General features: G+C 69.2%; 13 protein-coding genes. 8 read left to right on the top strand and 5 right to left on the bottom strand.

Going from position 1 to position 24,812, the window contains the following annotated elements; genetic code table 11:
- Window positions 1-4: 4 nt before the first annotated feature.
- Window positions 5-664 (bottom strand): NADPH-dependent F420 reductase, encoded by a 660-nt coding sequence (locus tag K7711_RS42195; RefSeq protein WP_268929747.1) that lies wholly within the window; start codon window positions 662-664, stop codon window positions 5-7.
- Between the two features lie 82 nt (window positions 665-746).
- Between K7711_RS42195 and K7711_RS42190 the strand changes: the two genes are divergently transcribed.
- The gene (locus tag K7711_RS42190; protein WP_222977861.1) at window positions 747-1,121 is read left to right on the top strand and encodes a winged helix-turn-helix transcriptional regulator; all 375 of its coding nucleotides are present in this window, start codon (window positions 747-749) and stop codon (window positions 1,119-1,121) included.
- 560 nt (window positions 1,122-1,681) lie between these two features.
- Window positions 1,682-3,055, top strand: coding sequence for a bifunctional lysylphosphatidylglycerol flippase/synthetase MprF (locus tag K7711_RS42185; RefSeq protein WP_222977859.1), 1,374 nt, complete (start codon window positions 1,682-1,684; stop codon window positions 3,053-3,055).
- A gap of 37 nt (window positions 3,056-3,092) precedes the next feature.
- Here the strand turns inward: K7711_RS42185 and K7711_RS42180 are convergent, their stop codons facing one another.
- Both K7711_RS42180 and K7711_RS42175 read right to left on the bottom strand, forming a co-directional pair.
- On the bottom strand, window positions 3,093-3,449 hold the full coding sequence (locus tag K7711_RS42180; RefSeq protein ID WP_222977856.1) for a DoxX family protein: 357 nt from the start codon (window positions 3,447-3,449) through the stop codon (window positions 3,093-3,095).
- Window positions 3,446-4,051, bottom strand: coding sequence for a TetR/AcrR family transcriptional regulator (locus tag K7711_RS42175; protein WP_222977855.1), 606 nt, complete (start codon window positions 4,049-4,051; stop codon window positions 3,446-3,448). Before K7711_RS42175 ends, K7711_RS42180 begins: the two co-directional genes overlap by 4 nt.
- A gap of 114 nt (window positions 4,052-4,165) precedes the next feature.
- Here K7711_RS42175 and K7711_RS42170 point away from each other — a divergent pair, with 114 nt between their 5' ends.
- The 5 genes from K7711_RS42170 (at window position 4,166) to K7711_RS42150 (ending at window position 8,971) form a co-directional block, all read left to right on the top strand.
- Window positions 4,166-4,573 carry a VOC family protein gene (locus K7711_RS42170; RefSeq protein ID WP_222977853.1) on the top strand — a complete coding sequence of 136 codons (408 nt, stop codon included), beginning with the start codon at window positions 4,166-4,168 and terminating at the stop codon, window positions 4,571-4,573.
- 54 nt (window positions 4,574-4,627) lie between these two features.
- Window positions 4,628-5,923, top strand: a complete 1,296-nt coding sequence (locus K7711_RS42165; protein ID WP_222977851.1) for an MFS transporter — start codon at window positions 4,628-4,630, stop codon at window positions 5,921-5,923.
- Window positions 5,924-5,974: 51 nt separating this feature from the next.
- Window positions 5,975-7,186, top strand: a complete 1,212-nt coding sequence (locus K7711_RS42160; RefSeq protein WP_222977849.1) for a serine hydrolase domain-containing protein — start codon at window positions 5,975-5,977, stop codon at window positions 7,184-7,186.
- 133 nt (window positions 7,187-7,319) lie between these two features.
- Window positions 7,320-7,715, top strand: coding sequence for a YciI family protein (locus tag K7711_RS42155; protein WP_235748670.1), 396 nt, complete (start codon window positions 7,320-7,322; stop codon window positions 7,713-7,715).
- Window positions 7,712-8,971, top strand: a complete 1,260-nt coding sequence (locus K7711_RS42150; RefSeq protein ID WP_222977845.1) for an RNA polymerase sigma factor — start codon at window positions 7,712-7,714, stop codon at window positions 8,969-8,971. The genes K7711_RS42155 and K7711_RS42150 overlap by 4 nt, the downstream gene beginning before the upstream one ends.
- Window positions 8,972-9,029: 58 nt before the next feature.
- Here K7711_RS42150 and K7711_RS42145 read toward each other — a convergent pair whose 3' ends face one another.
- Window positions 9,030-9,491 (bottom strand): 6,7-dimethyl-8-ribityllumazine synthase, encoded by a 462-nt coding sequence (locus K7711_RS42145; RefSeq protein WP_222977843.1) that lies wholly within the window; start codon window positions 9,489-9,491, stop codon window positions 9,030-9,032.
- 9 nt (window positions 9,492-9,500) lie between these two features.
- The gene (locus tag K7711_RS42140; RefSeq protein ID WP_222977841.1) at window positions 9,501-10,340 is read right to left on the bottom strand and encodes an alpha/beta hydrolase; all 840 of its coding nucleotides are present in this window, start codon (window positions 10,338-10,340) and stop codon (window positions 9,501-9,503) included.
- A 256-nt stretch (window positions 10,341-10,596) separates the two neighbouring features.
- On the opposite strand from K7711_RS42140, the gene K7711_RS42135 reads away from it, so the two are divergent.
- On the top strand, window positions 10,597-24,756 hold the full coding sequence (locus K7711_RS42135) for a non-ribosomal peptide synthetase (RefSeq protein WP_222977839.1): 14,160 nt from the start codon (window positions 10,597-10,599) through the stop codon (window positions 24,754-24,756).
- Window positions 24,757-24,812: the final 56 nt, after the last annotated feature.

The raw sequence follows: 24,812 nt of genomic DNA, 5'->3' as shown, positions 1-24,812 counted from the left end.
CGGATCAGGCTGCCGCGACCCGGGTCGGGATGTGCGGTACCGCTGCGCGCGGATCGATGCCGTGGAAGGCGAGGCCGATGACGAATCCCGCGGCCTCCTCGAGCTGGCGGGCGCGGTCGAGTCCGCCCAGCACGACGGCTTCCGCGCCCGCGTCCCGGATCAGAGTTTCGGTGGTGCGCAGGGCATCCGGGTGATCTCCGCAGATCGCGACGGTCACCGCCGGGCTCGCCGGATCGCTCCACTGTTCGGCCGGAAACAGGTGGAAGCCCTTGACCACGTGCGCGCCCGGCGCGAGTTCGGCGATGTGTTGGGCACCGGATCCGTCGGCCGGAGTCTGCAGTACGCCGACGCCGTGGTGCACGGCATTGGTCGGATCGATCAGCGTCCTACCGGCCAGTGTGCCCGCGGATGCTTGCGCACTGCGGAGGATGTCCGGCACGCCGCTCCAAGCCACCGCGAGCAGGACCGCATCGGCGTCGATCACCGCCTCCGGTACCGCGGTCGCTCGTACGTCGCGGCCCAGACCGTCGGCGAGTGTGTGCGCCTTGGTCAGTGATCGCCCGGCGATGGCGATCTCGTGTCCGGCTCGCGCCCAGCGGCCGCCCAGTGCGGCGGCCAGCGTGCCCGTACCGAGAATTCCGATTCGCATCGATGACTCCTTCATGTCGTTCGCTACCGATCCGCGGCTACGGTAGAGAAATCGATACACACCGATCGGTGCGAAACGGGCGGGGGATCATCGCACGATGAGCAGTTACGAACCGCACTGCCACGACTTGGTCGCGGATTGCCGGTTGCGGGCGGCGACCGATCTGTTCGCCCACACCTGGGATCCGGTCGTGCTGGTCGCGCTGCGCGAGGCGCCGCTGCGTCGGCGGGAACTGCGCGCGAGGATCGGTGGCGTCAGTGACAACGCGCTCAGCCAGGCGCTGCACCGCCTGCTCGGCCACGGCCTGATCGAACGCCGCCGGTACGCGCAGGCGCCGCCACGCGTCGAGTACGGCTTGACCGATCTGGGATCCAGCCTGGTCGCCGGGCCGATGGCAGCCCTGGGCGCATGGATCGACGACCACGGCGAGGACCTCCTGGCCGCGCAGGGCGATATCGCGCAAGAGTTGTGAGAGGAAGTTCACAGGGCTGAATTTCCCTCGCGTTGCCCGGTCGGTCGGGGCAGTGCGCGGCGGCGTACCCGGCAGGTGGCGTGCGGGTGGCGGTCGGGTCTCTGTTCGGTGTCGGGCCGGCTACCTGAGAATTAGCTGAAAGACCAGGTGGAGCCGGTTTATGGCCGGGCTCCGGGCGCGGAGGTGGGCTGCGCGAAGAAGGGTGGATTGCCCGTTATTTGCTGTTTTATAATCGTGTTCGTATTGCAGTGCGGGACAACACATAAACCTGTTGCGGGGAACAAGTTTCTTGCGATATCGGTTGATAGACGCGCATGCAACTGCGCCGCCGAGGCATGTCCGGATCGGCGGGCGGGCGCCGAGCCGAGGGAATGACCGGGATCGACGGGCGGTGCGGACCGCCGCATCGCCGAACCCATGGGGTCCAGCGACCCGGAACCTGCGTTCCGCATAGTGTGTTCGTGAGGACGCGACCATCGGGAGGACCACCATGTCGAGGATGTTCGTGGACGTGCAACACGCCCACCAGCTCGAATTCCTGCCCCAGCGGGGGTTGTGACATGGCGGACCTCAACTCGGCAGTCGCCGGTTATCGCACCTACCGGCAAGTCGTCCTCACTCCCACCCGGGCGGTGCGGTTGCCGCTGATCGTGGTGCTGCTGCTGGTCGGCGTGGTGCTGGTGTATGCGGCGGACCGGGCCTCGCGCGAGGGCGTGGATCGCGGCTGGTTCGTGGCGGCCTCGCTGTCGGGGCTGTTCGTGGCGCGCGGGCTGCATCTGCGGCGGCCGATCACGCTGCCGCACGTCACCGTCGCGGTGATCGTGCTCGGCATGTCGAACATCTCGTATCGCGCGGAGCATCCGGCGGTCGGTTTCGTCTTCCTGGCCTCGACCGGATTCATCATGATGCTGCCGCAGGGCTCACGGCCGCAGCCCGAACATCAACTGCGGGTCGCGGCGCTGGTCGACGCGACCGCGGGCGATCCGCTCGCGCCGTTCGCGCTGCACTCGTCCAAGTCCTACTTCTTCGACGCGAGCTCCGCCGCGGCCATCGGTTACCGCACCCGATTCGGCATCGCGGTCGTGGCGGGCGATCCAGTCGGCGACCGCGCGGTCTTCGGGACGTTGATCGCGGAATTCTCCGCATACGCTATGGCGCACGGCTGGCGGGTCGCTGTGCTGGGCGCGAGCCCGGAGGTGTCCGAGCTGTGGCGCACCCGGGCGGCGGAACACCGTGGGCTGCACTCGATTCCGATCGGACGCGATGTGGTCGTCGAGGTCGACGGCTTCGACATGCTGGGCCGCAAATTCCGCAACCTGCGCCAGGCGGTGAGCCGCACCCGCAACTTCGGGGTGAGCACCGAGATCATTCCCGAGCGGGAGCTGAGCGAGGCGCTGCGGCAGACCCTGTTCGCGATCGTCGACGAATGGCATCACGGCCGCCAGACCCGCGGATTCTCGATGATCCTGGACCATCTGCTGGACGGTCGTCATCCGGGCATGCTGGTGGTGATCGCTCGGGACAGCGACGACCGGGTCGTCGGTTTCCAGCGGTACGGCGAGGCCAACCGCGGCAGCGAATTGAGCCTGGACGTGCCGTGGCGGCGCAAGGACGCCCCGAACGGCCTGGACGAGCGCATGATCGTGGACCTGGTCGCGTACGGTCGCGAACGCGGCGTGCACCGCATCTCGCTGGCCTTCGCCGCGTTCCCGGAGCTCTACAGCGACAAGGAGCGCACCCGTTCGCGTCAGGCGTTGTATCTGCTCGCCCGGGTGCTGGACCCGATGATCCGGCTCGAATCGCTGTACCGGTTCCTGCGCAAGTTCAACTCCTTCGGCAACCAGCGCTACGTGCTGATCCGCTGGCGCGAGATCGTGTTCACCGCCGTGGCGCTGCTGACCCTCGAGTTCGTGCCGCACCGCAAGCAGATCTGAGCGGGGGCGGGCCGCAGGCGCGGCCCGCCGCCCGAGGTCAGAATCGGCCGATCGCCACCAGTACGGCGATGACGAAAAGCACGAGATTGGATGGCGTGCGTGAGAATTCGCTACGCCGGGCATGGGTGATGAATCCGCCCACCATGACCAGCGCCAGCCCGACCGCCGCGATCGGGGTCAGGATCGTGGCGATGCCGGTCGCCCAGGGCAGTAGGGCCCCGGCGCCGCCGATCACCTCGATCGCGCCGATGCCGCGAACGGCGTTGGCGGACAGGTCCTGCACCCACGGCATCATCGGGTGCAGCTTGTCCTTCGGCAGGACGATCTTCACGCCGCCGCCGAGGATGAATGCGGCGGCCAGAATGATCTGTCCCGCCCACAACCAGCCGTTCATATCTTCTTCCCTTCGGTGATCCAGGTCGCGTGCACGGACTCGGCGACCCGGTCGATCAAGGCGGCGTCGCCGTGGCCGCCGAGCAGGTACAACCACCCGAATACCGGTCCGGAGAACTGCGCGTGTGCCCAGCGCACATCCGGGACGGAAGCGAGTTCGCCGCGTTCGACCGCGCGTTCGGCGGTTCGCTGGATGAGGGTCTGCTCGGGGTGGATGCAGACCTCCTCGAAGACGCTCTGCAGCGCTTGTTCGCGCACCAGGTCCGCGAACAGCTCCGGCAGCACGGCCTGCACCCGAGGATTCGCCATCCGGGCGACGAAATCGGCCGCCACCTCCCGCAGGTCGCCGCGCAGGCTGCCGGTGTCGCGATAGGTCCGGGGCGCCAGATCGCCGATCAGATGATGCATCGCCAACGCCGCTTTGGACGGCCAGCGCCGGTAGAGCGCGGCCTTGCCGACTCCCGCGCGGGTGGCCACGTCCTGCACGCGCAGCCCCGCGTATCCGACCTCGTCGAGGAGGGCGAGTGTGGCAGACCGGACGGCGCGATCGGTCTCGGCGGACAGGGGTCTGCCGAGCCGGGGTTCGTCTGTTCCGGAACTCACGGTTCCGAATGTATCAGATAACGGAACTCATGGTTCCGTATATCGGGAGCGTGGAGTCGAGGATCACCGCGACGGATCCGGCTCGACCCGCTCGAGTGGAGTAGCGTGCGGCGCATGGGATTTGACGTCGAACGCTTCGACCACATCGTCCTGAACTGCCGGGACGTCGCGGCCACCGCCGCCTGGTACGAGCGGGTTCTGGGGATGCGGGTGGAGACGTTCGGCCCGGCCGGGCGCACCGCGCTGATGTTCGGCAGGCAGAAGATCAATCTGCGGCCGGTGGACCTGGCCGTGGACGATCCGGCGTGGCTGACCGGTGTGGTGGCCGCAGCCGGGGCGGGAGATCTGTGCTTCATCACCACCGCGACGCCCGAAGAGGTGCACGGGCATCTGACCGCGTGCGGGGTGGAGATCACCGAGGGGCCCGTGGTCAGGACCGGTGCGCTGGGCGAGATGGTGTCGCACTACTGCCGTGACCTGGACGGCAACCTCGTCGAGATCGCGGTCTACCCGGCCGGATGACCGCGCACGGCAACACCCCTTGACATCCGGCAATCCGGACACGACAGTACGCAGGTGTTCGAAGCCACCGATGTCTCCCGGACCACGCTGCGCAAGGTCGGTCTGCGCCTGGTGCCGTTCCTGGGCCTGCTGTATTTCGTGAACTATCTGGACCGGGTGAACATCGGGTTCGCCGGTCCCAGCGGGATGAAACATGATCTCGCGCTGTCCGAGACCGCGTTCGGCTTCGCCTCGGGCATCTTCTTCCTCGGCTATCTGGTGCTCGAGGTGCCCAGTAATCTGGCGCTGCACCGGTTCGGCGCGCGGCGCTGGATGGCGCGAATCATGCTCAGCTGGGGCGTGATCGCGACCGCGATGGTGTTCGTGCCGAACGCGACCGTGCTGATCGTGCTGCGATTCGCGCTCGGTGTCGCCGAAGCCGGATTCTTCCCGGGCATCCTGCTGTATCTGACGTACTGGTTCCCGCAGCGGTATCGCGCTCGGATCGTCGCGATGTTCATGGTGGCGGTGCCGATCTCCACGGCGGTCGGCTCCACGCTGTCGAGCCTGGTCATCCAGTACGGCGACGGCATCTTCGGGCTGAGCGGCTGGCGGTTCATGTTCCTGGTCGAGGGTGTCCCGGCGCTGATTCTGGCCGTGCTCACCTGGTTCTATCTCACCGATCGACCCGAGCAGGCCGGCTGGCTGAACGCACCCGAACGGGAGTGGCTGGCAAGCGAAATCATGCGCGAGGAGGCCGAACTGGCCCACGGCGAGCACTGGACGTTACGCCGGGCGCTGACCCATCCGCGCATCCTCGGCCTGGCCGCGATCTACGGCGGAATCGCCTACGGGCTGTATGCGCTGGGCTTCTTCCTGCCGACCATCATCGCCGGATTCCAGCAGCAGTACGGGACGCACTATTCGGTGGTGCAGCGCGGGCTGATCACGGCGGTGCCGTACGTGATCGGCGCGGTCGCGATGGTGTGGTGGGGCAGGCACGGCGACCGGACCGGGGAGCGGCGGTGGCATGTCGCGCTGCCGTCCATCATCGGCGGTCTGGCCATTCCCGCCGCGCTCTATCTGGGCAACCCGTTCGCGGCGATGACCGCGGTGACCGTCTGCGCGGTGGGCGTGCTCGCGGCGCTGCCCACCTTCTGGGCGTTGCCGAGCACCTTCCTGTCCGGCGCGGCCGCGGCGGGCGGTATCGCCCTGATCAACTCGCTGGGCAACATCAGCGGATTCGCGGCCCCGTACATCACCGGCTGGCTGAAGGATCTCACCGGCACCCAGCGCGCCGGATTGTGGGTGGTCGGGGTGTACATGGTGCTCGCGGGTCTGGGAGCGCTGGCGCTGCGCCGACGGGAATAACCGCGCGCGAACCCGGTTGTCGCTCTCGACGGTGAACGGAAAGGAACTGTTGTGGCGAACGGGTTTTCGGCCGATGGTCTGGCACTGCTGAGCCGAACGCTGACGGGATACGCCGACCGCGGTGAGGTCGCGGGTCTGGTCGCGATGATCCACCGAGGTGGGGAACTCGCTCAGGTGGACACCGCGGGCTGGCGGGATCGCGAAGCGCGGCAACCGATGCGGCGCGACGCGCTGTTCCGGATGGCGTCGATGACCAAACCCGTCACCGCGGTCGCCGCCCTGCAACTCGTCGAACAGGGCCGGATCGGGCTGTCCGATCCGGTGGATCGCTGGCTGCCCGAGCTCGCCGATCGCAAGGTCATGCGCGATCCGCAAGGCGCGCCGGAGGACGTCGTGCCCGCGTCCCGGCCGATCACCCTGGAGGATCTGCTCACCTATCGGTTCGGGCTGGGCTGGGGACGGTCCGCCATTGCGCCGCAACTGTTCTCGCTCACCGCCGATCCGGTCGCCAGCGCCTTGGGCATCCCCGCCGAGTCGTCGGATCCGGACGAGTGGATGCGCCGACTCGGCGAACTGCCGCTGATCGCCCAGCCCGGCGAGTTGTGGCGCTACCACACCGCCTCGGATGTGCTGGGCGTGCTGATCGGCCGGATCACCGGTCAGCCGTTCGAGACGGTGCTGGCCGAACGGATCTTCGAGCCGCTGGGCATGGTGGACACCGGATTCGTGGTGCCCGAATCCGGCCGCGAACGTCTCACCGTCCTGTACTCGCGTGTGGGTGAGGTGCTCGATCACCCGGACACCACGGCGTGGGCGCAGCGGCCGCGGTTCGCGTCCGGTGGCGCGGGCCTGGTCTCCACCGTCGACGACTACGCGCGTTTCGCCCGGATGATCCTCGGACGTGGCGAACTCGACGGAACCCGGATCCTGACCGGCGACACGGTGGACGCGATGGCGCGTGATCGGCTCACGCCCGCGCAGCACGCCGACCCGCCGTTCAACCCGCCGATGGGGCAAACCATGTGGGAGGAACAAGGTTTCGGATACGGCGTGCAGGTCCGCACCCGGCAGGACGGCATCGGTCCGGGAGTTGGGGCGGTGTCCTGGCCGGGCGGCTTCGGTACCTGGTGGATCGCCGATCCGCGGCACGATCTGGTCGCACTGTTGTTCGTGCAGAGCAGCAACATCATCGTGGCCGGTGACTGGCAGATCCCGCTGGGGGCGGACTTCCTGAATCTGACCTACCGGGCGTTGCGGGGCTGACGTCGCCCTCGGCGGCGATTTCGCGGCAATTCGAGGAATCGGCGAAGGGATGTCCGAGAATGGACAGCGGCTTCGACGTACCTGTTGACAGCGCCACACGGGTGCTGATCGGAAGGAGACCGCCGTGAAGTACATGATTCTGAGCTACGGATCGCAGCGGGACTACGACGGGATGGGCGGGTCCGGTGAGTCCACCTGGACGCCGCAGGATTTCGCCGGGTTGCACGCGTTCATGACGAAGTTCAATCAGGATCTGGAGGCGTCCGGCGAACTGGTGGAGACGCGCGGGCTGACCGCGCCCGCGCACACCCGCCGAGTCGGCAATCGCAACGGGACGCCGTTCGTCACCGACGGGCCGTTCGCGGAGACCGAGGAGGTGCTGGCCGGATACTGGGTGGTCGAGTGCGTCAGCTTCGACCGCGCCACCGAGATCGCCGAGCGGCTGCGGGATTGCCCGGGACCGCCGCAGGCCGTCGCCCACGCCTATGCCGACATCCGTCCCATCGCGGAGTCTGCCGACGAGCTGTGAACTCCCGCAACGATATCGAGGACCTGCTGCGTAAGCTCACGCCGCAGGTCCTCGGTGCGATCGTCCGGCGCTACGGACATTTCGACACCGCCGAGGACGCGGTGCAGGAGGCGCTGCTGGCCGCCGCGACCCAGTGGCCGCGCGAGGGCATTCCCGAGGAACCGCTGAGCTGGCTGATCACCGTCGCGGCCCGGCGGCTGACCGATCTGCTGCGCCGGGATCAGGCGCGACGGCGGCGCGAGGACGTGGTCGCGGGGTGGCGGCCGGCGCGGGATCGGGTGGCGCCGCCCGCGGATCGCGCGCCCGCCGACGCCGATGACACGCTCATCCTGCTGTTCATGTGCTGCCATCCGGCATTGTCACCGCCGTCGCAGATCGCGTTGACGTTGCGGGCGGTCGGCGGCCTGTCCACCGGGGAGATCGCCCGCGCGTTCCTGGTGTCGGAGGCGACCATGACCCGGCGCATCAGCCGGGCCAAGACGACCATCCGGGACAGCGGAGTCCGGTTCGCACCTCCGTCGGCCGCCGAGCGCGACGAGCGTCTGGCCGCCGTGCTGCATGTGCTGTACCTGATCTTCACCGAGGGCTATTCGGCGACCGCGGGCCCGCTGCTGTATCGAGACGAATTATCCAGCGAGGCAATCCGATTGGCCCGTCTGACGCATCGTCTGCTGCCCGATGACCGCGAGGCCGCGGGATTGCTGGCGTTGCTGCTGCTCACCGACGCGCGTCGGCCGGCGCGGGTCGGTGCGGGCGGCGAGCTGATTCCGATGGCCGATCAGGATCGAACGCTGTGGCGCGCGGGCGATATCGCCGAGGGCATCGCGCTGATCACCGAGACGCTGCCGCGCGGGCCGGTCGGGCCGTATCAGCTGCAGGCCGCGATCGCCGCCGTGCACGATGAGGCCGCCGAGTACGCCGACACCGACTGGCCGCAGATCACCGCGCTCTACGAACGGCTGCTCGCACTCGGCGACAATCCGGTCGTGGCCTTGAATCATGCTGTCGCCGTGGCGATGTCCCGTGGTCCCCGGGCCGGGCTGGCCCTGGTCGACGGCCTCGCCCCGCGGCTGCCGGACGATCACCGGATCGATGCCGTGCGAGCGCATCTGCTGGAGCTGCTCGGTGATCGAGACGCCGCGCGCGAGGTCTACCGCAGTGCCGCGAATCGAGCCAAAACCCTTCCCCGGCAACGGTATCTGAACATCCGCGCCGACCGTCTCGCCGGACCGGTGACCGCCGAGGGCACCGGCTGACCCGCGAACCCGTTGCGTCACCGGGCCGTTGCCGTGGACAGGCCCGAAATCCGCCGAGTCAGTTCACCGGCAGAGTGTGCAGCGAGCTGAGCGTGGTGGCCAGGGCGCGGGCGGCCTCGGCGCCCTTGGTGAGGAAGTGCTCGGTGAAATAGTTCACGTGCTCGCTGTGCTCGTGGAAGTGGTGCGGGGTCAGCACCACCGAGAACACCGGCACGTCGTTGTCGAGCTGCACCCGCATGAGTCCGTCGATGACGGCCGAGGCGACGAAGTCGTGCCGGTAGATGCCGCCGTCGACGACCAGGGCCGCGCCGACGATCGCGCTGTAACGGCCGGTACGGGCCAGCCGCTGGGCGTGCAGCGGGATCTCGAACGCCCCGGGCACGTCGAAGACCTCGACGGCCGCCGGATCGAAGCCGAGGTCGCGGTACTCGGCCAGGAAACCTTCGTACGCCTGCGTCACGATGGGCCGATGCCAGCTGGCGCGGATGAAGGCGACGCGGCCCTCGGTGGGAGTGCTCATGGCCGGATGCTACCGGGCGGTCAAATGCTTCTCCAACCACCCGACCAGGTCGCCGAGTACCGCGTCCTGCTCGGGTTCGTTGAAGATCTCGTGGTAGAGGCCCGGATAGCGGATGACGGTGAGATCCTTCGCACCCGCGCGCTGTTCGACGGTGTCCGCGCTGGACGGTGCGGCCAGGGCGTCCTCGGTGCCGTGTTGGACCAGAGTGGGCACGGTCAGCCGGTCCAGCCGGGCGGTGACGGTCTCGGTGGCCCGCAGGATCTCCGCGCCGGTGCGGGCGGGGAGTTTGCCGCTGAACACCAGGGGGTCGGCGTCGTAGGCGCGAACGACTTCGGGATCGCGGCTGATCATCGACGAATCCAGCTGTAGTACACCGAGATTCGGCGTCCATCGGCTCAGTACGGGAGCCAGGGCGCGCTGCAGGGCGCTGCCCGCGGAGATGTCCAGCGGGGGTGCGGAGATCGCGACTCCGGCCACGTCCAGTGGGGCGCGGGTGGCCAGGTAGAGGGTGATCAGACTGCCCATGCTGTGGCCGAGGACGAAACGCGGCACGCCGGGATACCGCCCCGAGGCCAGATCCAGCACTGTCACGACGTTGTCGGCCGCACCATCGATCGAGCCGATGTTCGCCCTGCGGCCATCCGAACGCCCGTGTCCGATGTGATCGAGCGCATAGACCGCGAAACCGCTGTCCGCCAGCCGCTTTCCGACGTGCTCGTATCTTCCGGAGTGTTCGGCGACCCCGTGCACGAGTGCGATCACCCCGCGCACCCGGTCCGCGGGGACCCAGGCCTGCCAGAAGATCATGCCGCCGCGCCCCTCGAACTCACCGGTATCGGTCTGCACCATCGCGCTCCTTCCGCTGGGTCGGCCTCCGGCCGCACATGTTCAATTTATCGGTGAGCACGGCTGCGCAGGGGCGATACCGCGCGGTGAGCCCGTGAGCGGCACCACTCGGTGAACTTGCCGGTGTAACGCGGCGACAACTCCTGATGATGAGTGTCTATATGGACCGAACCGCCCCGAACCAGGGCTTGCCGCACGCCGAAGAGCCGGGGCAACCACGACGGCACGCGACCCGACCTGACCGGTACGATACGGCACGGTGAGAACGAATACAGGGCGTCAGCAGTCGCGCGGAAATCGTCGGCGGGGGAGTGTGCTTTTCTCGAGCCTGCTCACCGCTGCCGTGGAGTACGCGGCCGACACCGTCGCGATCCGGTTCAGTGCCTCCGGCGATCCCGCGGATGTGCGGCAGCTGACCTATCGCGAACTGGACGAATCGTCCTCACGTCTGGCCCGTGAGCTCATCGCCCGAGGGATCGGCGCGGACGACGCGGTGGCGATCGGCATCGCGCGCGGTATCGAATCGGTGCTGGCCGTCTGGGCGATCGCCAAGACCGGCGCGGCATACGTTCCGGTGGACCCGGCCTATCCGGCCGAGCGCATCGAGCACATCCTGTCCGATTCCGGAGCGGTACTCGGGCTGACCACCGCCGCGCACCGCGCGGCCTTCGGGGACGACGGCCCGGAGTGGATCGAGCTGGACGATCCGGACCACGCCGAGCGGATCGCCGCCCATCCCGCCCACCCGGTCTCCTACGCCGATCGGGTGCGCACGGTGACCGAGCTGCATCCGGCCTACTACATCTATACGTCGGGCTCGACGGGTCGCCCCAAGGGCGTGGTCGTCGCTCACGGCGGTCTCGGCAGCCTGGTCACGGCCATGCGGGAGTCGTTCGGGGTGGGGCGCGAGTCGCGGGTGGCGCACGTCTGCTCGCCGAACTTCGACGTCTCGGTCCTGGAACTGATGCTGACCTTCTCCTCGGGCGCGACGCTGGTGGTCTCGCCGCCGCAGGTGTTCGGCGGACACGAACTGGCCGAGTTGCTGCGTCGCGAGCGCGTGACGCACATGCTGATCACCCCGGGTGCGCTGGAGTCGGTGGATCCGACCGGCCTCGACGACCTCGAGACGGTGATGGTCGCCGGAGACCGGTTCGGCCCGGAACTCGTCGGCCGCTGGGCCCGCGACGGGCGCAGGTTCCTCAACGGCTACGGGCCGACCGAGGCCACGATCCTGGCGACCGCGACCGGCGCGCTGAATCCGGACGAGCTGGTCACCATCGGCGCCTCGGTGCCTGCGATGGGTGCTTTCGTGCTCGACGCGCGGCTGCGGCCGGTTCCGGCGGGCACGACCGGTGAGCTGTATCTGTCGGGCCCGGCGCTGGCGCGGGGATATCTGGGCCGTCCCGGCCTGACCTCGGAGCGGTTCGTCGCCAGCCCGTTCATCGAGAACGGAAAGTCGGCAGCGCGGCTGTACCGGACCGGAGATCTGGTGCGGCGCACCGAATCCGGCACGATCGAATATCTGGGCCGGACCGACTTCCAGGTGAAGATCCGGGGCGTGCGCATCGAACTCGGTGAGATCGACAACGCCCTGACCGCACATCCGGACATCGACTACGCGGCCACGCTGGACCGCACGCTGTCCTCGGGATCCAAGGCGCTGGTGTCGTACGTCCTGCCGCGCGCGGGAACCGCCGTCGACACCGACCGGCTGGCCGAATTCCTCGGGGAATCGTTGCCCGCGTACATGATTCCGACCCTCATCATGGTGCTGGACGAGATTCCGCTCACCCCGGTCGGCAAGCTGGACCGTGCGGCGCTGCCCGAGCCGGTCTTCGAGGCCGCGGAATTCCGCGCACCGGTCACCGAGAACGAAATCCTGATCGCGGAACTGTTCGCCGGGGTGCTCGGCGTCGAGCGAGTGGGTCTGGACGACTCCTTCTTCGGACTCGGCGGCGATTCCATTCTGTCGATTCAGCTGGTCTCGCGGGCCAAGGCGCGCGGCCTGGCCTTCACCGCGCAGGACGTGTTCAATCAGCGCACCGTCGCCGGACTGGCCGAAGTCGCTTCCGCCGTAGGCGAATCCGCGCGCGAGCAGCTCGCCGAGCTGCCCGGCGGCGGCGTCGGGGAGATGCCGCTGACGCCGCTGATGGCGGCGACGCTGGCCAAGGGCCCGGCGTATCGGCGCTACTCGCAGTCGATGACGCTGCGGCTGCCCGCCGCGCTCGACGACGAGACGCTGCTCGCCACCCTGACCGCCGTCCTGGAGCACCACGACGTGCTGCGCTCCCGCCTGCGCGGAGATGCCGAGCAGGGCTGGACGTTCGAGGCGCTGGCCCCGGGCGCGGTCGACGTCGCCGCACTGGTGCATCGGGTGGATCTCCCGGCCGATATCGACGAGGCCGAACTCACCCGCCGGGCGAGCGCGGAATTCGATGCGGCGCTGGGCCGGTTGGATGCGGCGGGCGCGGCCATGGTGCAGTTCGTCCGGTTCGCCTTCCAGGACGATCAGGTGCCCGCGCGCCGACCCGACGTCCTGCTCGTGGTGGCGCACCACTTCGTGATCGACGGAGTGTCCTGGCGCATCGTCATTCCGGATCTGATGGTGGCGTGGATGCAGATCGCCGCGGGTCAGGCGGTCGCGCTGCCCGCGGTCGGCACCTCGATGCGGCGGTGGGCGCACGCCCTGTCCGATGCGGCGCGCAGCCCGGAGGTGCTCGCGGAACTGCCGCTGTGGCAGGAGATTTCGCAGGCGTCCGATCCGCAGCTGGGCGATCGTGCCTTCGATCCCGCCGTCGACACCCTGGCCACCGTGGAACGGGTGCGGGTGACGGTTCCGCCGGAGGTGACCGAGGCGGCGCTGACCACGATTCCCGCGAAGTTCCGCGGCGGGGCCAACGATGCTCTGCTCGCCGCGTTGGCCCTGGCGGTGAGCACGTGGCGCGGCGACGACGTGGGCGGCTCGGTACTGGTGCGCCTGGAAGGGCACGGCCGCGAGGAGGACTTCGTCCCGGGTGCGGACCTGTCGCATACCGTCGGCTGGTTCACCAGTGCGTTTCCCGTCCGGCTCGATCTCGCGGGCATCGATGTCGCCGCGGCGTTCGACGGCGGCGCGGTCGCCGGTGATGTGCTCAAGGCGGTCAAGGAGCAGTACCTGGCGGTGCCGGGTCGCGGCCTGGGCTTCGGGCTGCTGAGCTACGCGAATCCCGAAACCGCCACGCGGCTACCGGATCTCGGCCAGATCACGTTCAACTATCTGGGCCGGATCGCGGCCGGTGGCGCGGCGGCCCAGGTCGCCGAATCGGACTGGACCCCGACCGCCGATCTGGGTGATTTCGATGCCGACCTGGATCGCGACATGCCCGCCAACGGGGCGATCGACATCAACGCGATCGTCACCGAAGGCCCGGACGGGCCGCAGCTGGGCGCATCGTTCGCCTTCCCGGCCGGACTGCTGTCGTCCGAGCGCGTCCAGCGGCTCGCCGATCTGTGGGTCACCGCACTGACCGCGCTGGCCCAGCACGCACGACGGGCGGACGCGGGCGGACGCACTCCGTCGGATCTGCCGCTGGTGCGCGCCACCCAGAGCGATATCGAGACCTGGGAGCGGAACTACCCCGCGCTGGCCGACGTGTGGCCGCTCTCGCCGCTGCAGTCCGGCATGCTGTTCCACGCCCTGTTGAGCAGCACGACGGTCGACGTCTACACCAGTCAGGCGCGGGTGGACCTGTCCGGTGCGGTGGATGCGGGACGACTGCGGACCGCGGCACAGGCGATCATCGACCGCTACCCGAATCTGCGGGCGGCGTTCGTCACCGATACCGCCGGCCTGGCCGTACAGCTGGTCGTGGACCGGGTGCAGGTGCCCTGGCACGAGGTGGACCTGACGGATCTGCCACAGGCACAGCGGGATTCGGAACTCGAGCGGCTGGTCCTGGCGGACCGCGCCGCCCACTTCGACATGAGCGTGCCGCCGCTGCTGCGATTCACCCTGTACCGTCGCGGCGCCGCGGACGACGCGACCGAGCGCTGGCAGCTGGTGATCACCAGTCACCACATCCTGCTCGACGGCTGGTCGATGCCGCTGCTGATGCGGGATCTGCTGGTGCTGTACGCCACCTCGGGCGATGCGTCGATGCTGCCGCGAGTGGAGTCGTACCGGACCTTCCTGAGCCGCCTGGCGAGCCGGGATCTCGAGGCGTCGCTACGGGTGTGGGGGCGCGCGCTCGAAGGCGTGAGTGAGCCGACGTTGCTCGCCGCGCAGCCGCGCACGGCCGAAACCCAGGACCGCGGCAGGCTGCTCGTCGAGATCGACGCCGAGCACACCCGCCGGATCGCGGCCCGAGCCGGTGAGCTGGGCATCACCGTGAACACGCTGGTGCAGGCGGGCTGGGGTCTGGTACTCGGCAAGCTCACCGGCCGCTCCGACGTGGTGTTCGGCGCCACGGTTTCGGGTCGTCCCGCGGATCTGCCGGGCATCGAGTCGATGGTGGGCCTGTTCATCAATACGCTGCCGGTGCGGGTCGGTATCGACGAGCGGACGACGGTCGGCGAGTTCCTGCGGCGCTTGCAGGGCGAGCAGGTCGAACTGCTCGACCACCATTACGTCGGCCTGGCCGATATCCAGCGGATCGCCGGCGCCGGTGCGCATTTCGACACGCTGCTGCTGTTCGAGTCCTATCCGATCGACAAGGAGTCGATCGGCGCGGCGGCCGACATCGACGGCGTCGCGGTGACCGGCATCGGTGCCAGCGACGATTCGCACTATCCGTTGACCCTGCTGGTGACCGCGGAGTCGACCCTCGAGCTGACCTGGAAATACCTGAGCAGCCGATTCACCGCCGACGAGGTGGAAACCCTCGCGGCGCGGCTGGTCCGGGCGATCGACGCGCTGGCCGGTGATCCGGCCGCGCTCGTCGGCGATGTCGACATCATGTTGGGCGAGGCCGAACGGGATCGAATCCTGTTGGACTGGAACGACTCCGCGCACGAGGTGGCGCCGGAATCGATGCTCGACGGCTACCGGCGCGCGGCGGCGGCGCATCCCGATCGGGTCGCGGTGGTCTACGAGGGCGACCAGCTGACCTACGCGGAATTCGACGCGCGCGTGAATCGCCTTGCACGCCTGCTGATCTCGCGGGGCGTCGGCGCGGAGTCGCTGGTCGGCCTCGCGGTTCGGCGCTCACTGGAGCAGGTCGTCGGCATGTATGCGGTACTGGCCGCGGGCGGTGCCTGGGTGCCGGTGGATCCGGATCATCCGGCCGATCGTGTGGAGCAGGTGGTGACTGCCGCGCAGCCGGTGTGCGTGCTCACCACGTCCCGCGACGCGGTCGCGGTGCCGGACGGAATTCCGTTGCTGCACATCGATACCGTGGATCTGGACGGATTCGCCGCGACTCCGGTCACGGCCGCGGAACTGTTGCGTCCCGTGCGCCCGGACAGCCTGGCGTACGTGCTGTTCACCTCCGGCTCCACCGGGCGGCCCAAGGGGGTCGCGGTCTCGCACCGGTCGGTCGGCAACCACCTGGCCTGGATGCAGTCGCAGTACCCGCTGACCATCGACGACGTCTACCTGCAGAAGACCACCTTCACCTTCGACGTCTCGATGTGGGGCTATTTCATCCCGCTGCGCCTGGGCGCGACCCTGGTGATGGCCACCCCCGACGGGCATCGCGACACCACATACATCGCGGAAACCATTGCGGCGCAGCAGGTCACCGTCACCGACTTCGTGCCCTCGATGCTCGCGGTCTTCGCCGCGCACACACCTCCCGGGTCGGTGCCGACGCTGCGGCGCGTCATGGTCGGCGGCGAGGCGCTGCCGGTGGAGACCGTGGCCGCGGTGCGCCGGATCTGCGACGAGCCGGTGCTGAACGTCTACGGGCCGACCGAGGCCGCGGTGGCGGTCACCACGTGGCCGGCCACCGGTGACGAGCAGGGCGGTGTGCCGATCGGTACTCCGGTCTGGAACACCCGTGTGTACGTGCTGGATTCGCGTCTGCGACCGGTGCCCGCCGGGGTCACCGGCGAGCTCTACCTCGCCGGTGATCAGCTGGCGCGCAGCTATCTGGGCCGCCCGGATCTGACCGCGGATCGGTTCGTGGCCAACCCGTTCGGCCCCGGCGAGCGGATGTACCGCACCGGCGACCTGGTGGCCTGGCAGCAGCCGGGAATCCTGAAGTACTTGGGCCGCACCGACTTCCAGGTGAAGTTGCGCGGTCAGCGCATCGAACTCGGCGATATCGAGGCGGCGCTGCTGGCACAGCCCGCGGTCAACCAGGCGGCCGTGCTGGTGGTGTCCACGGACCTCGGCGATCAACTGGTCGGCTACGTGGTCCCGGCGCCCGGCGCGCATCTCGAGGCGGAGTCGCTGCGCACCGCCGTCGCGCGCAGGCTGCCCGCGTACATGGTTCCGGCCGCGATCGTGGAGCTGGCGGAGTTCCCGCTGGGCAGCGCGGGCAAGCTGGACCGCAAGGCGCTGCCGCGCCCGATCGTGGCCGTGCGGGACTTCCGGGCGCCGTCCACGCCGGTCGAGGAGATCGTGGCGGGCATCTTCGCCGACGTGCTGGGCGTCGACCGGGTGGGCGCCGACGACGACTTCTTCGCCCTCGGCGGTAATTCGCTGGTCGCCGCCCAGGTGGTGGCCCGGCTGACCGCGGCGCTGGACGCGCGCGTGTCGGTGTCGGCGCTGTTCGACACTCCCGTCGTGGCCGATCTGGCGGCCGGAATCGTGCCGGGCTCCGGCGACTCCGCGAGCCGCCCGCCGCTGGTGCGGGCGCAGCGGCCGGAACGGATCCCGCTGTCGCTGGCGCAGCAGCGGATGTGGGTGATCAACCAGATCGACCCCGAATCCCCGTCCTACAACCTGCCGTTCGCGATCCGCCTGACCGGCACGCTGGATGTGCCCGCGCTGCGACTGGCCGTCCTGGACGTGCTGGACCGGCACGAGGCGCTGCGCACCCGATTCCCGGCACACGGCCCCGAAGGGGAGCCGTATCAGGAGATCCTGTCGGTGGCCCGGACGCTGCCGGACGGACTCGTGGTGGAGACGGCCGCGCTCGAGGACTACGACCGGATCGCCGGGCTGATGTCCGCGGGCTTCGACGTCACCGAACATCCGCCCGTGCGCATCCGGCTGTTCTCCGATGCCGAGGCCCGCGAGCATCTGTTCGTCGTTGTGGTGCACCACATTTCGGCCGACGGAACCTCGCTCGCGCCGCTGGCGCGCGATCTGGTCACCGCCTATGTCGCGCGGCAGGCACAGACGGTTCCGGGCTGGGCGCAGCTGCCGGTGCAGTACGCGGATTTCGCCCTCTGGCAGCGGTCGGTCATCGGCACCGATGACGACGAGAACTCCATCGCCGCAAAACAAATGGCGTTCTGGCGCGAGCAGTTGGCCGGAGCGTCCGCGATTGCGCGGCTGCCGCTGGATCGGCCGCGGCCCCCGCGTCCGTCCGGGCGGGGCGCACTGGTCAACGCCGTGATACCCGCGGAGGCGCACGCCGGGCTGACCGATCTTGCGCGCGAACACAATTCGTCGCTGTTCATGGTGGTGCACGCGGCGCTGGCGGCGCTGCTGGCCCGGCAGGCGGGCGGTTCGGACATCGCGATCGGCACGCCGATCGCGGGCCGGGGCGCGGCGGAACTGGACGATCTGGTCGGCATGTTCGTCAACACGCTCACCCTTCGCCTTCCGGTGGATCGCGGAGCGCCGTTCGCGGCACTTGTGGACCGGGCGCGCGAGACCGATCTGTCGGCGTTCGGACATGCGGACATCCCGTTCGAGCGCGTGGTCGAGGCCACCCAGCCCACCACGGCCGGTGACGCGTTGTTCCAGGTCGTGCTGTCCTTCCAGAACATGGAGCAGGCCGAGCTCGAACTGCCCGGTCTGACCGTGGCCGCGCTGGACACCGGTCAGGTCAACGCCAAATTCGATCTGCTGGTCACCGTGGAGCCGCGCTACGCACCGGACGGCACGCCCGATGTGCTTCTGGCCGGATTCACCTATGCCACAGATATTTTCGACGAGGCCACGGTCACCGCTATCGCGCAGCGGTTCGAACGGTTCGCCACCGCGGTCGCCGCGGCCCCGGAACTGCTCGTCGGCGACGTCGACCTGCTGGACGCGACCGAACGCGACCGGGGCCCGGTCGTACCGCCCGCGCCGGTCACCCCGCCGCCGGTCGAATCGGAGCCGGGCCGCACGCTGCCGGACCTGATGGCCGCGGCCGTGGACAGCAACCCGGACGGTGTCGCGGTGGTCTTCGCCGATGCCACCGAGCAGTTGTCCGAACTCGAATACCTCGACCTGGACGAGCGCTCGACGCAGTTGGCCCGCGTCCTGATCGATCGTGGTATCGGCCCGGAGGATCTGGTCGCGATCGGCATCCCGCGCTCGCCGGAATCGGTGCTCGCGGTGTGGGCGATCGCCAAGTCCGGCGCCGGATTCGTGCCGGTCGATCCCAACTACCCTGCCGATCGCGTCGCGCACATGCTGGCCGATTCGCATGCGGTGCTGGGCCTGACCGTGGAGTCGGTGCGCGCCGATCTGCCCGAGCAGGTGGAATGGCTGGTCCTCGACGACCTCGAGACCGAGCGGCTCATCGATGAGGGTTCGGCCGATCCGGTGACCGACGCGGACCGGCGCCGGCCGCTGCGCGCGGCGCATCCGGCGTACGTCATCTACACCTCGGGGTCGACCGGTCTGCCCAAGGGTGTGGTCGTCACGCACGCCGGGTTGGCGAGCTTCTGCGAGGAGCAGCGCGAGCGTTACCGGGTGACGAGCAGTTCGCGCGCACTGCATTTCGCCTCGCCGTCGTTCGACGCGTCGATTCTGGAACTGCTGCTGGCCCTCGGTGGCGGCGGCACCCTGGTGGTCGCCGCGCCGACCGTCTACGGCGGCGCGGAACTGGCCGCGTTGCTGGCCCGCGAACGGGTCACCCACGCCTTCATCACCCCGTCCGCGCTGGCCTCGGTCGATCCCAAGGGGCTGGACAAGCTGCGCGTGGTGATCGCCGGTGGTGAGGCGTGCCCGCCGGATCTGGTGCAGCGCTGGGCGATTCCGATCGGCGGCCGCCGCACCCGCGAGTTCTACAACGGGTACGGGCCCACCGAGACAACCATCATGACCAACATCAGCTCCCCGCTGGTGCCCGGCGAGACGGTCACCCTCGGCGGGCCGATTCGGGCCATCACCGAATACGTGCTGGACGAGCGGTTGTCGCCGGTGCCGGATCGGGCCGTCGGCGAGCTGTACATCACCGGTGCGCAGCAGGCCCGCGGCTATCACGAACGTCCCGCGCTCACCGCGGCCCGCTTCGTGGCGAATCCGTTCGATCCCAGCGGTTCCCGGCTGTACCGGACCGGTGACCTGGTCCGGCGCACCTTCGACGGTGAACTGGAGTACCTGGGCCGCAACGACTTCCAGGTGAAGATCCGCGGCTTCCGGATCGAGCTCGGTGAGATCGACGCGGTGCTGGCCGGGCAGGACGGGATCGACTTCGCCGTCACCATGGGGCATGAACTGCCCACCGGCGCAACCATTCTCGTCTCGTACGTGCATGCGGCCGCCGGTGCGGTGGCGGACGCGGACGAACTGATCGCGGTCGCCGAGCGGCATCTGCCCGCTCATATGGTGCCTACCACCGTCATGGTGCTCGACGAGATTCCGCTCACCCCGGTCGGCAAGCTCGACCGTGCCGCGCTGCCCGCGCCGCAGCTGCACACCCGGGAGTTCCGCGCTCCGTCCGGGCGGCTGGAAGAGGTGGTCGGCGAGGCGTTCACCGAATTGCTCGCTCCCGCAACGCCGGTCGGCGCGGACGACGATTTCTTCGAACTGGGCGGCAACTCGCTGATCGCGACCCGACTGATGGCACGCATCGGCGCGGCGCTGGACACCCGGGTTCCGGTGCGGCTGCTGTTCGAGGCGTCGACGGTGGCCGCGCTCGCGGCGCGCCTGGGTGATCACGCCGTCGCCGACGACCGCCCGGCACTGGTGGCCGGGCCACGGCCGGAACGGATTCCGCTGTCTCCGGCCCAGCGCGGAATGTGGCTGCTCAACCGGTTCGATACCGCGTCGGTGGCCTATAACGTGCCGATGGCGGTACGTCTGCGCGGCAGCCTCGACGTGGACGCGCTGCGCGCGGCCATCGGGGATCTGGTGACGCGCCACGAGATTCTGCGCACGGTGTATCCGCTCGCGGCGCGGACCGATACCTCCGGTGCGGATCCCGCGACGCCCGACGACGGTCCGGTGCAGGTGATTCTTCCTGCGGCGCAGGCGGTTCCGCCGTTGCAGGTGCAGCCGGTGGACCCGTCCGGGATCGTCGAGGCGGTCGCCGAACTCGCGCGCACGGAATTCGACCTCACCGTGCGGGTGCCGCTCGTGGTCGCGCTGTTCGACCTGGGTGCGACCGAATCGGACGAGCACGAGTACGTCCTGGCCGTGGTGGTGAATCACATTGCCGCCGACGGCTCCTCGATCGGCCCGCTGGCCCGGGATCTGATGCTGGCGTACGCCACGCGCAGCGCCGGGCAGGCTCCGCAGTGGGAGCCGCTGCCGGTGCAGTACGCGGACTACAGCATCTGGCAGCGCACCGTGCTGGGTACCGAGGACGATCCGGAATCGCTTGTCGCTCAGCAGATCTCCTACTGGCGTACCGCGCTGGACGGCCTGCCGGACCAGCTCGACCTGCCCTCGGATCGGCCGCGCCCGCTGCTGCGCTCCTACACCGGCGGCCGCGTCGAGGTTCGGATCGACGCCGAGACCCACCGCGCTCTCGCGGAATTGTCGCGGGCGCACGGCGCGACGCTGTTCATGACCGTGCACACCGCGCTCGCGGTGCTGCTGGCGCGCCTGTCCGGCACCGACGACATCGCGATCGGTTCGCCGGTCGCCGGTCGCGGTGACGCGGCACTGGACGACCTGATCGGCATGTTCATCAACACGCTGGTCTTCCGCACCCGCTACGCCGCCGGTGCGACGTTCACCGAACTGCTGGCGCGTCAGCGGGACGAGGACATCCGGGCCTTCGCCAACGCGGACGTGCCGTTCGAACGGCTGGTCGGCGTGCTGGATCCGGTGCGGTCACCGGCCCGGCATCCGCTCTACCAGGTCGCGCTGTCGTTCCAGAATCTCGCGCCGGTGGCCCTGGAGATGCCGGGGCTGGCCGTGGCGGGCCTGGACATCGGCGTGGAGGTCTCGCAGTTCGATCTGCACTGGATGATCGGCGACTCCTACGATGCGCAGGGCGCGCCGCAGGGGATCGGCGGCATCGTGACCTACGCCTCGGACATGTTCGAGCACGACACCGTGCAGGGATTCGTGGATCGTTTCGTCGGTCTGCTCGGCACCCTGGCCCGCGATCCCGAAGCGGTGCTGGGCGATGTCGATGTGATCGATGCGGCCGAGCGCGCGGCACTGCTGAGCGATGCGGCCGATACCGCGCATCGGGTGCCCGACGAGCTGCTGTTGAGCGGATATCGTCGCGCGGTCGCGGCGGATCCGGATGCGGTGGCCGTGGTGCACGACGAGACGGTGTGGACCTACCGGGAGTTCGACGAGCGCGTCAACCGGCTGGCCCGATATCTGATCGGGCGGGGGATCGGTCCGGAATCCGTTGTCGCGCTGGCGATTCCGCGTTCTCCCGAACTGATGGTCGCGATGTACGCGGTGCTGACCGCCGGTGGGGCCTATCTGCCGCTGGACCTGGAACATCCGGCCGGGCGGATCGCGTACGTGCTGGAGACCGCCGAGCCCGCGCTGGTGCTGAGCACCGGAGGCGCGGACGTGCCGGGCGCCGACGGGGTCGATCTCGACACGCTCGAGGTGTCGGAATACTCCGCCGAACCGGTCGGCGCGGGCGAACTGCGCGCTCCGCTGCGCGCGGACCATCCGGCGTACGTGTTGTTCACCTCCGGGTCGACGGGCCGTCCGAAGGGCGTGCTGGTGCCGCACGGCGCGATCACCAATCAGACCGCCTGGATGGCCGAGCACTACTCGATCGCGCCGCAGGACGTCTATCTGCAGAAGACGGCGACGACGTTCGACGTCTCGCTGTGGGGCTACTTCGTGCCGCTGTGGGCGGGCGCGCGGGTGGTGCTGGCCGCGCCGTCCGGACAACGCGACCCGCGCTATCTGGCGGAGTTGATCGCCACGCATCGGGTGACGGTCACCGACTTCGTGCCCTCGGTGCTGCAGGTGTTCCTGGCCGCCGCGCAGCCCGCGCAGGTGGCCTCGTTGCGGGCGGTGTTCGCCATCGGCGAGGCGCTGCCACCCGGCACCGTCGCCGAATTCGCCGCGCTGTCCTCGGCCGGGCTGCACAATCTGTACGGCCCCACCGAGGCCGCGGTTTCGGTGACCTATCGCCCCGCGTCCACCAGCGACCGCACGACGGTGCCCATCGGTGTGGCGCAATGGAATACGCGCACCTACGTGCTCGATTCGCGGCTGCGGCTCACGCCGGCCGGTGTGGTCGGCGAATTGTATTTGGCGGGAACCCAATTGGCGCGCGGTTATATGCGCCGACCGGATCTGTCCGCCGACCGGTTCGTCGCCGACCCGTACGGCCCGCCCGGATCGCGGATGTACCGGACCGGTGATCTGGTCCGTCGTCGGCCCGATGGCGTGCTGGAATACCTGGGCCGCAGCGACTTCCAGGCGAAGATCCGGGGCCACCGCATCGAGCTGGGCGAGATCGAGACCGCGCTGCTGGCCGAACCCTCGGTTGCGCAGACGGTCGTGGTGGTGGCGCCCTCGGAGATCGGCGATCAACTCGTCGCCTACGTGGTTCCGGCGGTCGAGGATCTGTCGGTCGACGCCCTGCGCGCGTCGCTGACCCAGGTGCTGCCCTCGTACATGGTGCCCTCGTCGGTGATGGTGCTCGATGCCATGCCGATGAACGCCAGCGGGAAGGCCGATCGCAAGGCCCTGCCGCGCCCGGTGCTGCGGACCCGCGAATTCGTCGCGCCGGCAACCGATACCGAGCGATCGGTCGCCGAGGTCTTCGGCGAGGTGCTGCAGGTCGATCGAGTGGGCGCCGAGGACGATTTCTTCGCCCTGGGCGGCAGTTCGCTGCTGGCCTTCACTTTGCAGCGGGCGCTGAACAGCCGGCTCGGCATCGACGTGCCGATGGCCGCGTTGTTCACCGCGCCCACCGTGCGTGCCCTCGCCGCCCGGATCGACGATCCGGGCGAGTCGGCGGTCGCGGTGACCGATCCGCGGCCCTCGATGGCCGCCGACGCGGTACTGGATTCGGAGATCGACGGCGCCGGAGTACTTCCCGCGCGCGCGGGCGAGCCGCAGGACGTACTGCTCACCGGCGCAACCGGTTTCGTAGGTGCGCATCTGCTGCGCGAACTGCTGGACAGCACATCCGCGCGGGTGTGGTGCCTGGCGCGCGGTGAGGACGACGAGCGGGCGGGCGAGCGAGTCCGTGGTTCGCTGGAGCACTACCGGCTCTGGGACGAGTCGTTCCGGTCCCGGATCGTCGCTGTCGCAGGCGATCTGGCCGCACCGCGCTTCGGGCTGGACCAGGCGGGCTACACCCGGCTGGCCGAGCGGATCGACGTGATCTTCCACAACGGCGCGCGGGTCAACCACATCGAGCCCTATGCGCGGTTGCGTGCGGCCAACGTGTCCGGTACCCGGGAGGTGCTGCGGCTGGCCACGAACGGCCGGATCAAGCCGGTGCACTACATCTCCACGGCCAATACGGTGATTCCGGTTGCCCTGGCACCGGATTTCACGGGTCCGGAGGACACCGAACTGAGCGTCGCGGAGGTGTCCGACAACGGGTATGTGGCCAGTAAGTGGGTTGCCGAGCAGCTGGTCCGGCAGGCCGGTGAGCGTGGTGTGCCGGTGCGCATCTACCGGCCCGGCCTGGTCTCCGGTGATCCGCGCAGCGGTGTGAACAGTGCCGACGACTCGTTCTGGAATATGATCCGGGCCGCGGCCATCCTCGGGATGGCTCCGGACACCGGTGATGCGGCGATGCCGCTGGTTCCGGTGAACTACGTCGTCGCGGCGATCGTGGCGCTGGCGGCCGAACCGGCCGACGGCACGGCCTTCCACCTGGTGAACCGGGATGCGGTGCAGATCGGCGAGATCTTCCGGGCCCTGAGCCGCAACGGAATTCCGATCGAGATCGCTCCGGTCGAGCAGATCGCCGTCCGGTTGGCCGAGGAGGCGGCCGCGCGTGATGCCGCGGGTGACGATTCGCTGGTGCGCGCGGCCCTGGTCAGCGGCAACTACGGCGGTTCCCCGATCCCTGTCGACGACACCCGCGCTCGCGCGGCGCTCGCACGGTACGGGATCGCTTGTCCGCCGGTCGATTCCGCGGTGCTGGACGCGTACGTCACGGCCTTCGTCGAGTCGGGATTCTTTCCCGCACCGGCCGGGGAGCGCGTGCAGAACGATTGATCGATCGTCCGGGTGTCATCGGCGCACAGGTGAACAGGTGCCGATGACACCCGGCC

The organism is Nocardia coffeae, assembly GCF_019890715.1.
GTDB classification, from domain to species: domain Bacteria; phylum Actinomycetota; class Actinomycetes; order Mycobacteriales; family Mycobacteriaceae; genus Nocardia; species Nocardia jiangxiensis.
The sequence above is the reverse complement of the archived record's forward strand: the minus strand, read 5'-3'. Positions and strand labels throughout refer to the sequence as shown.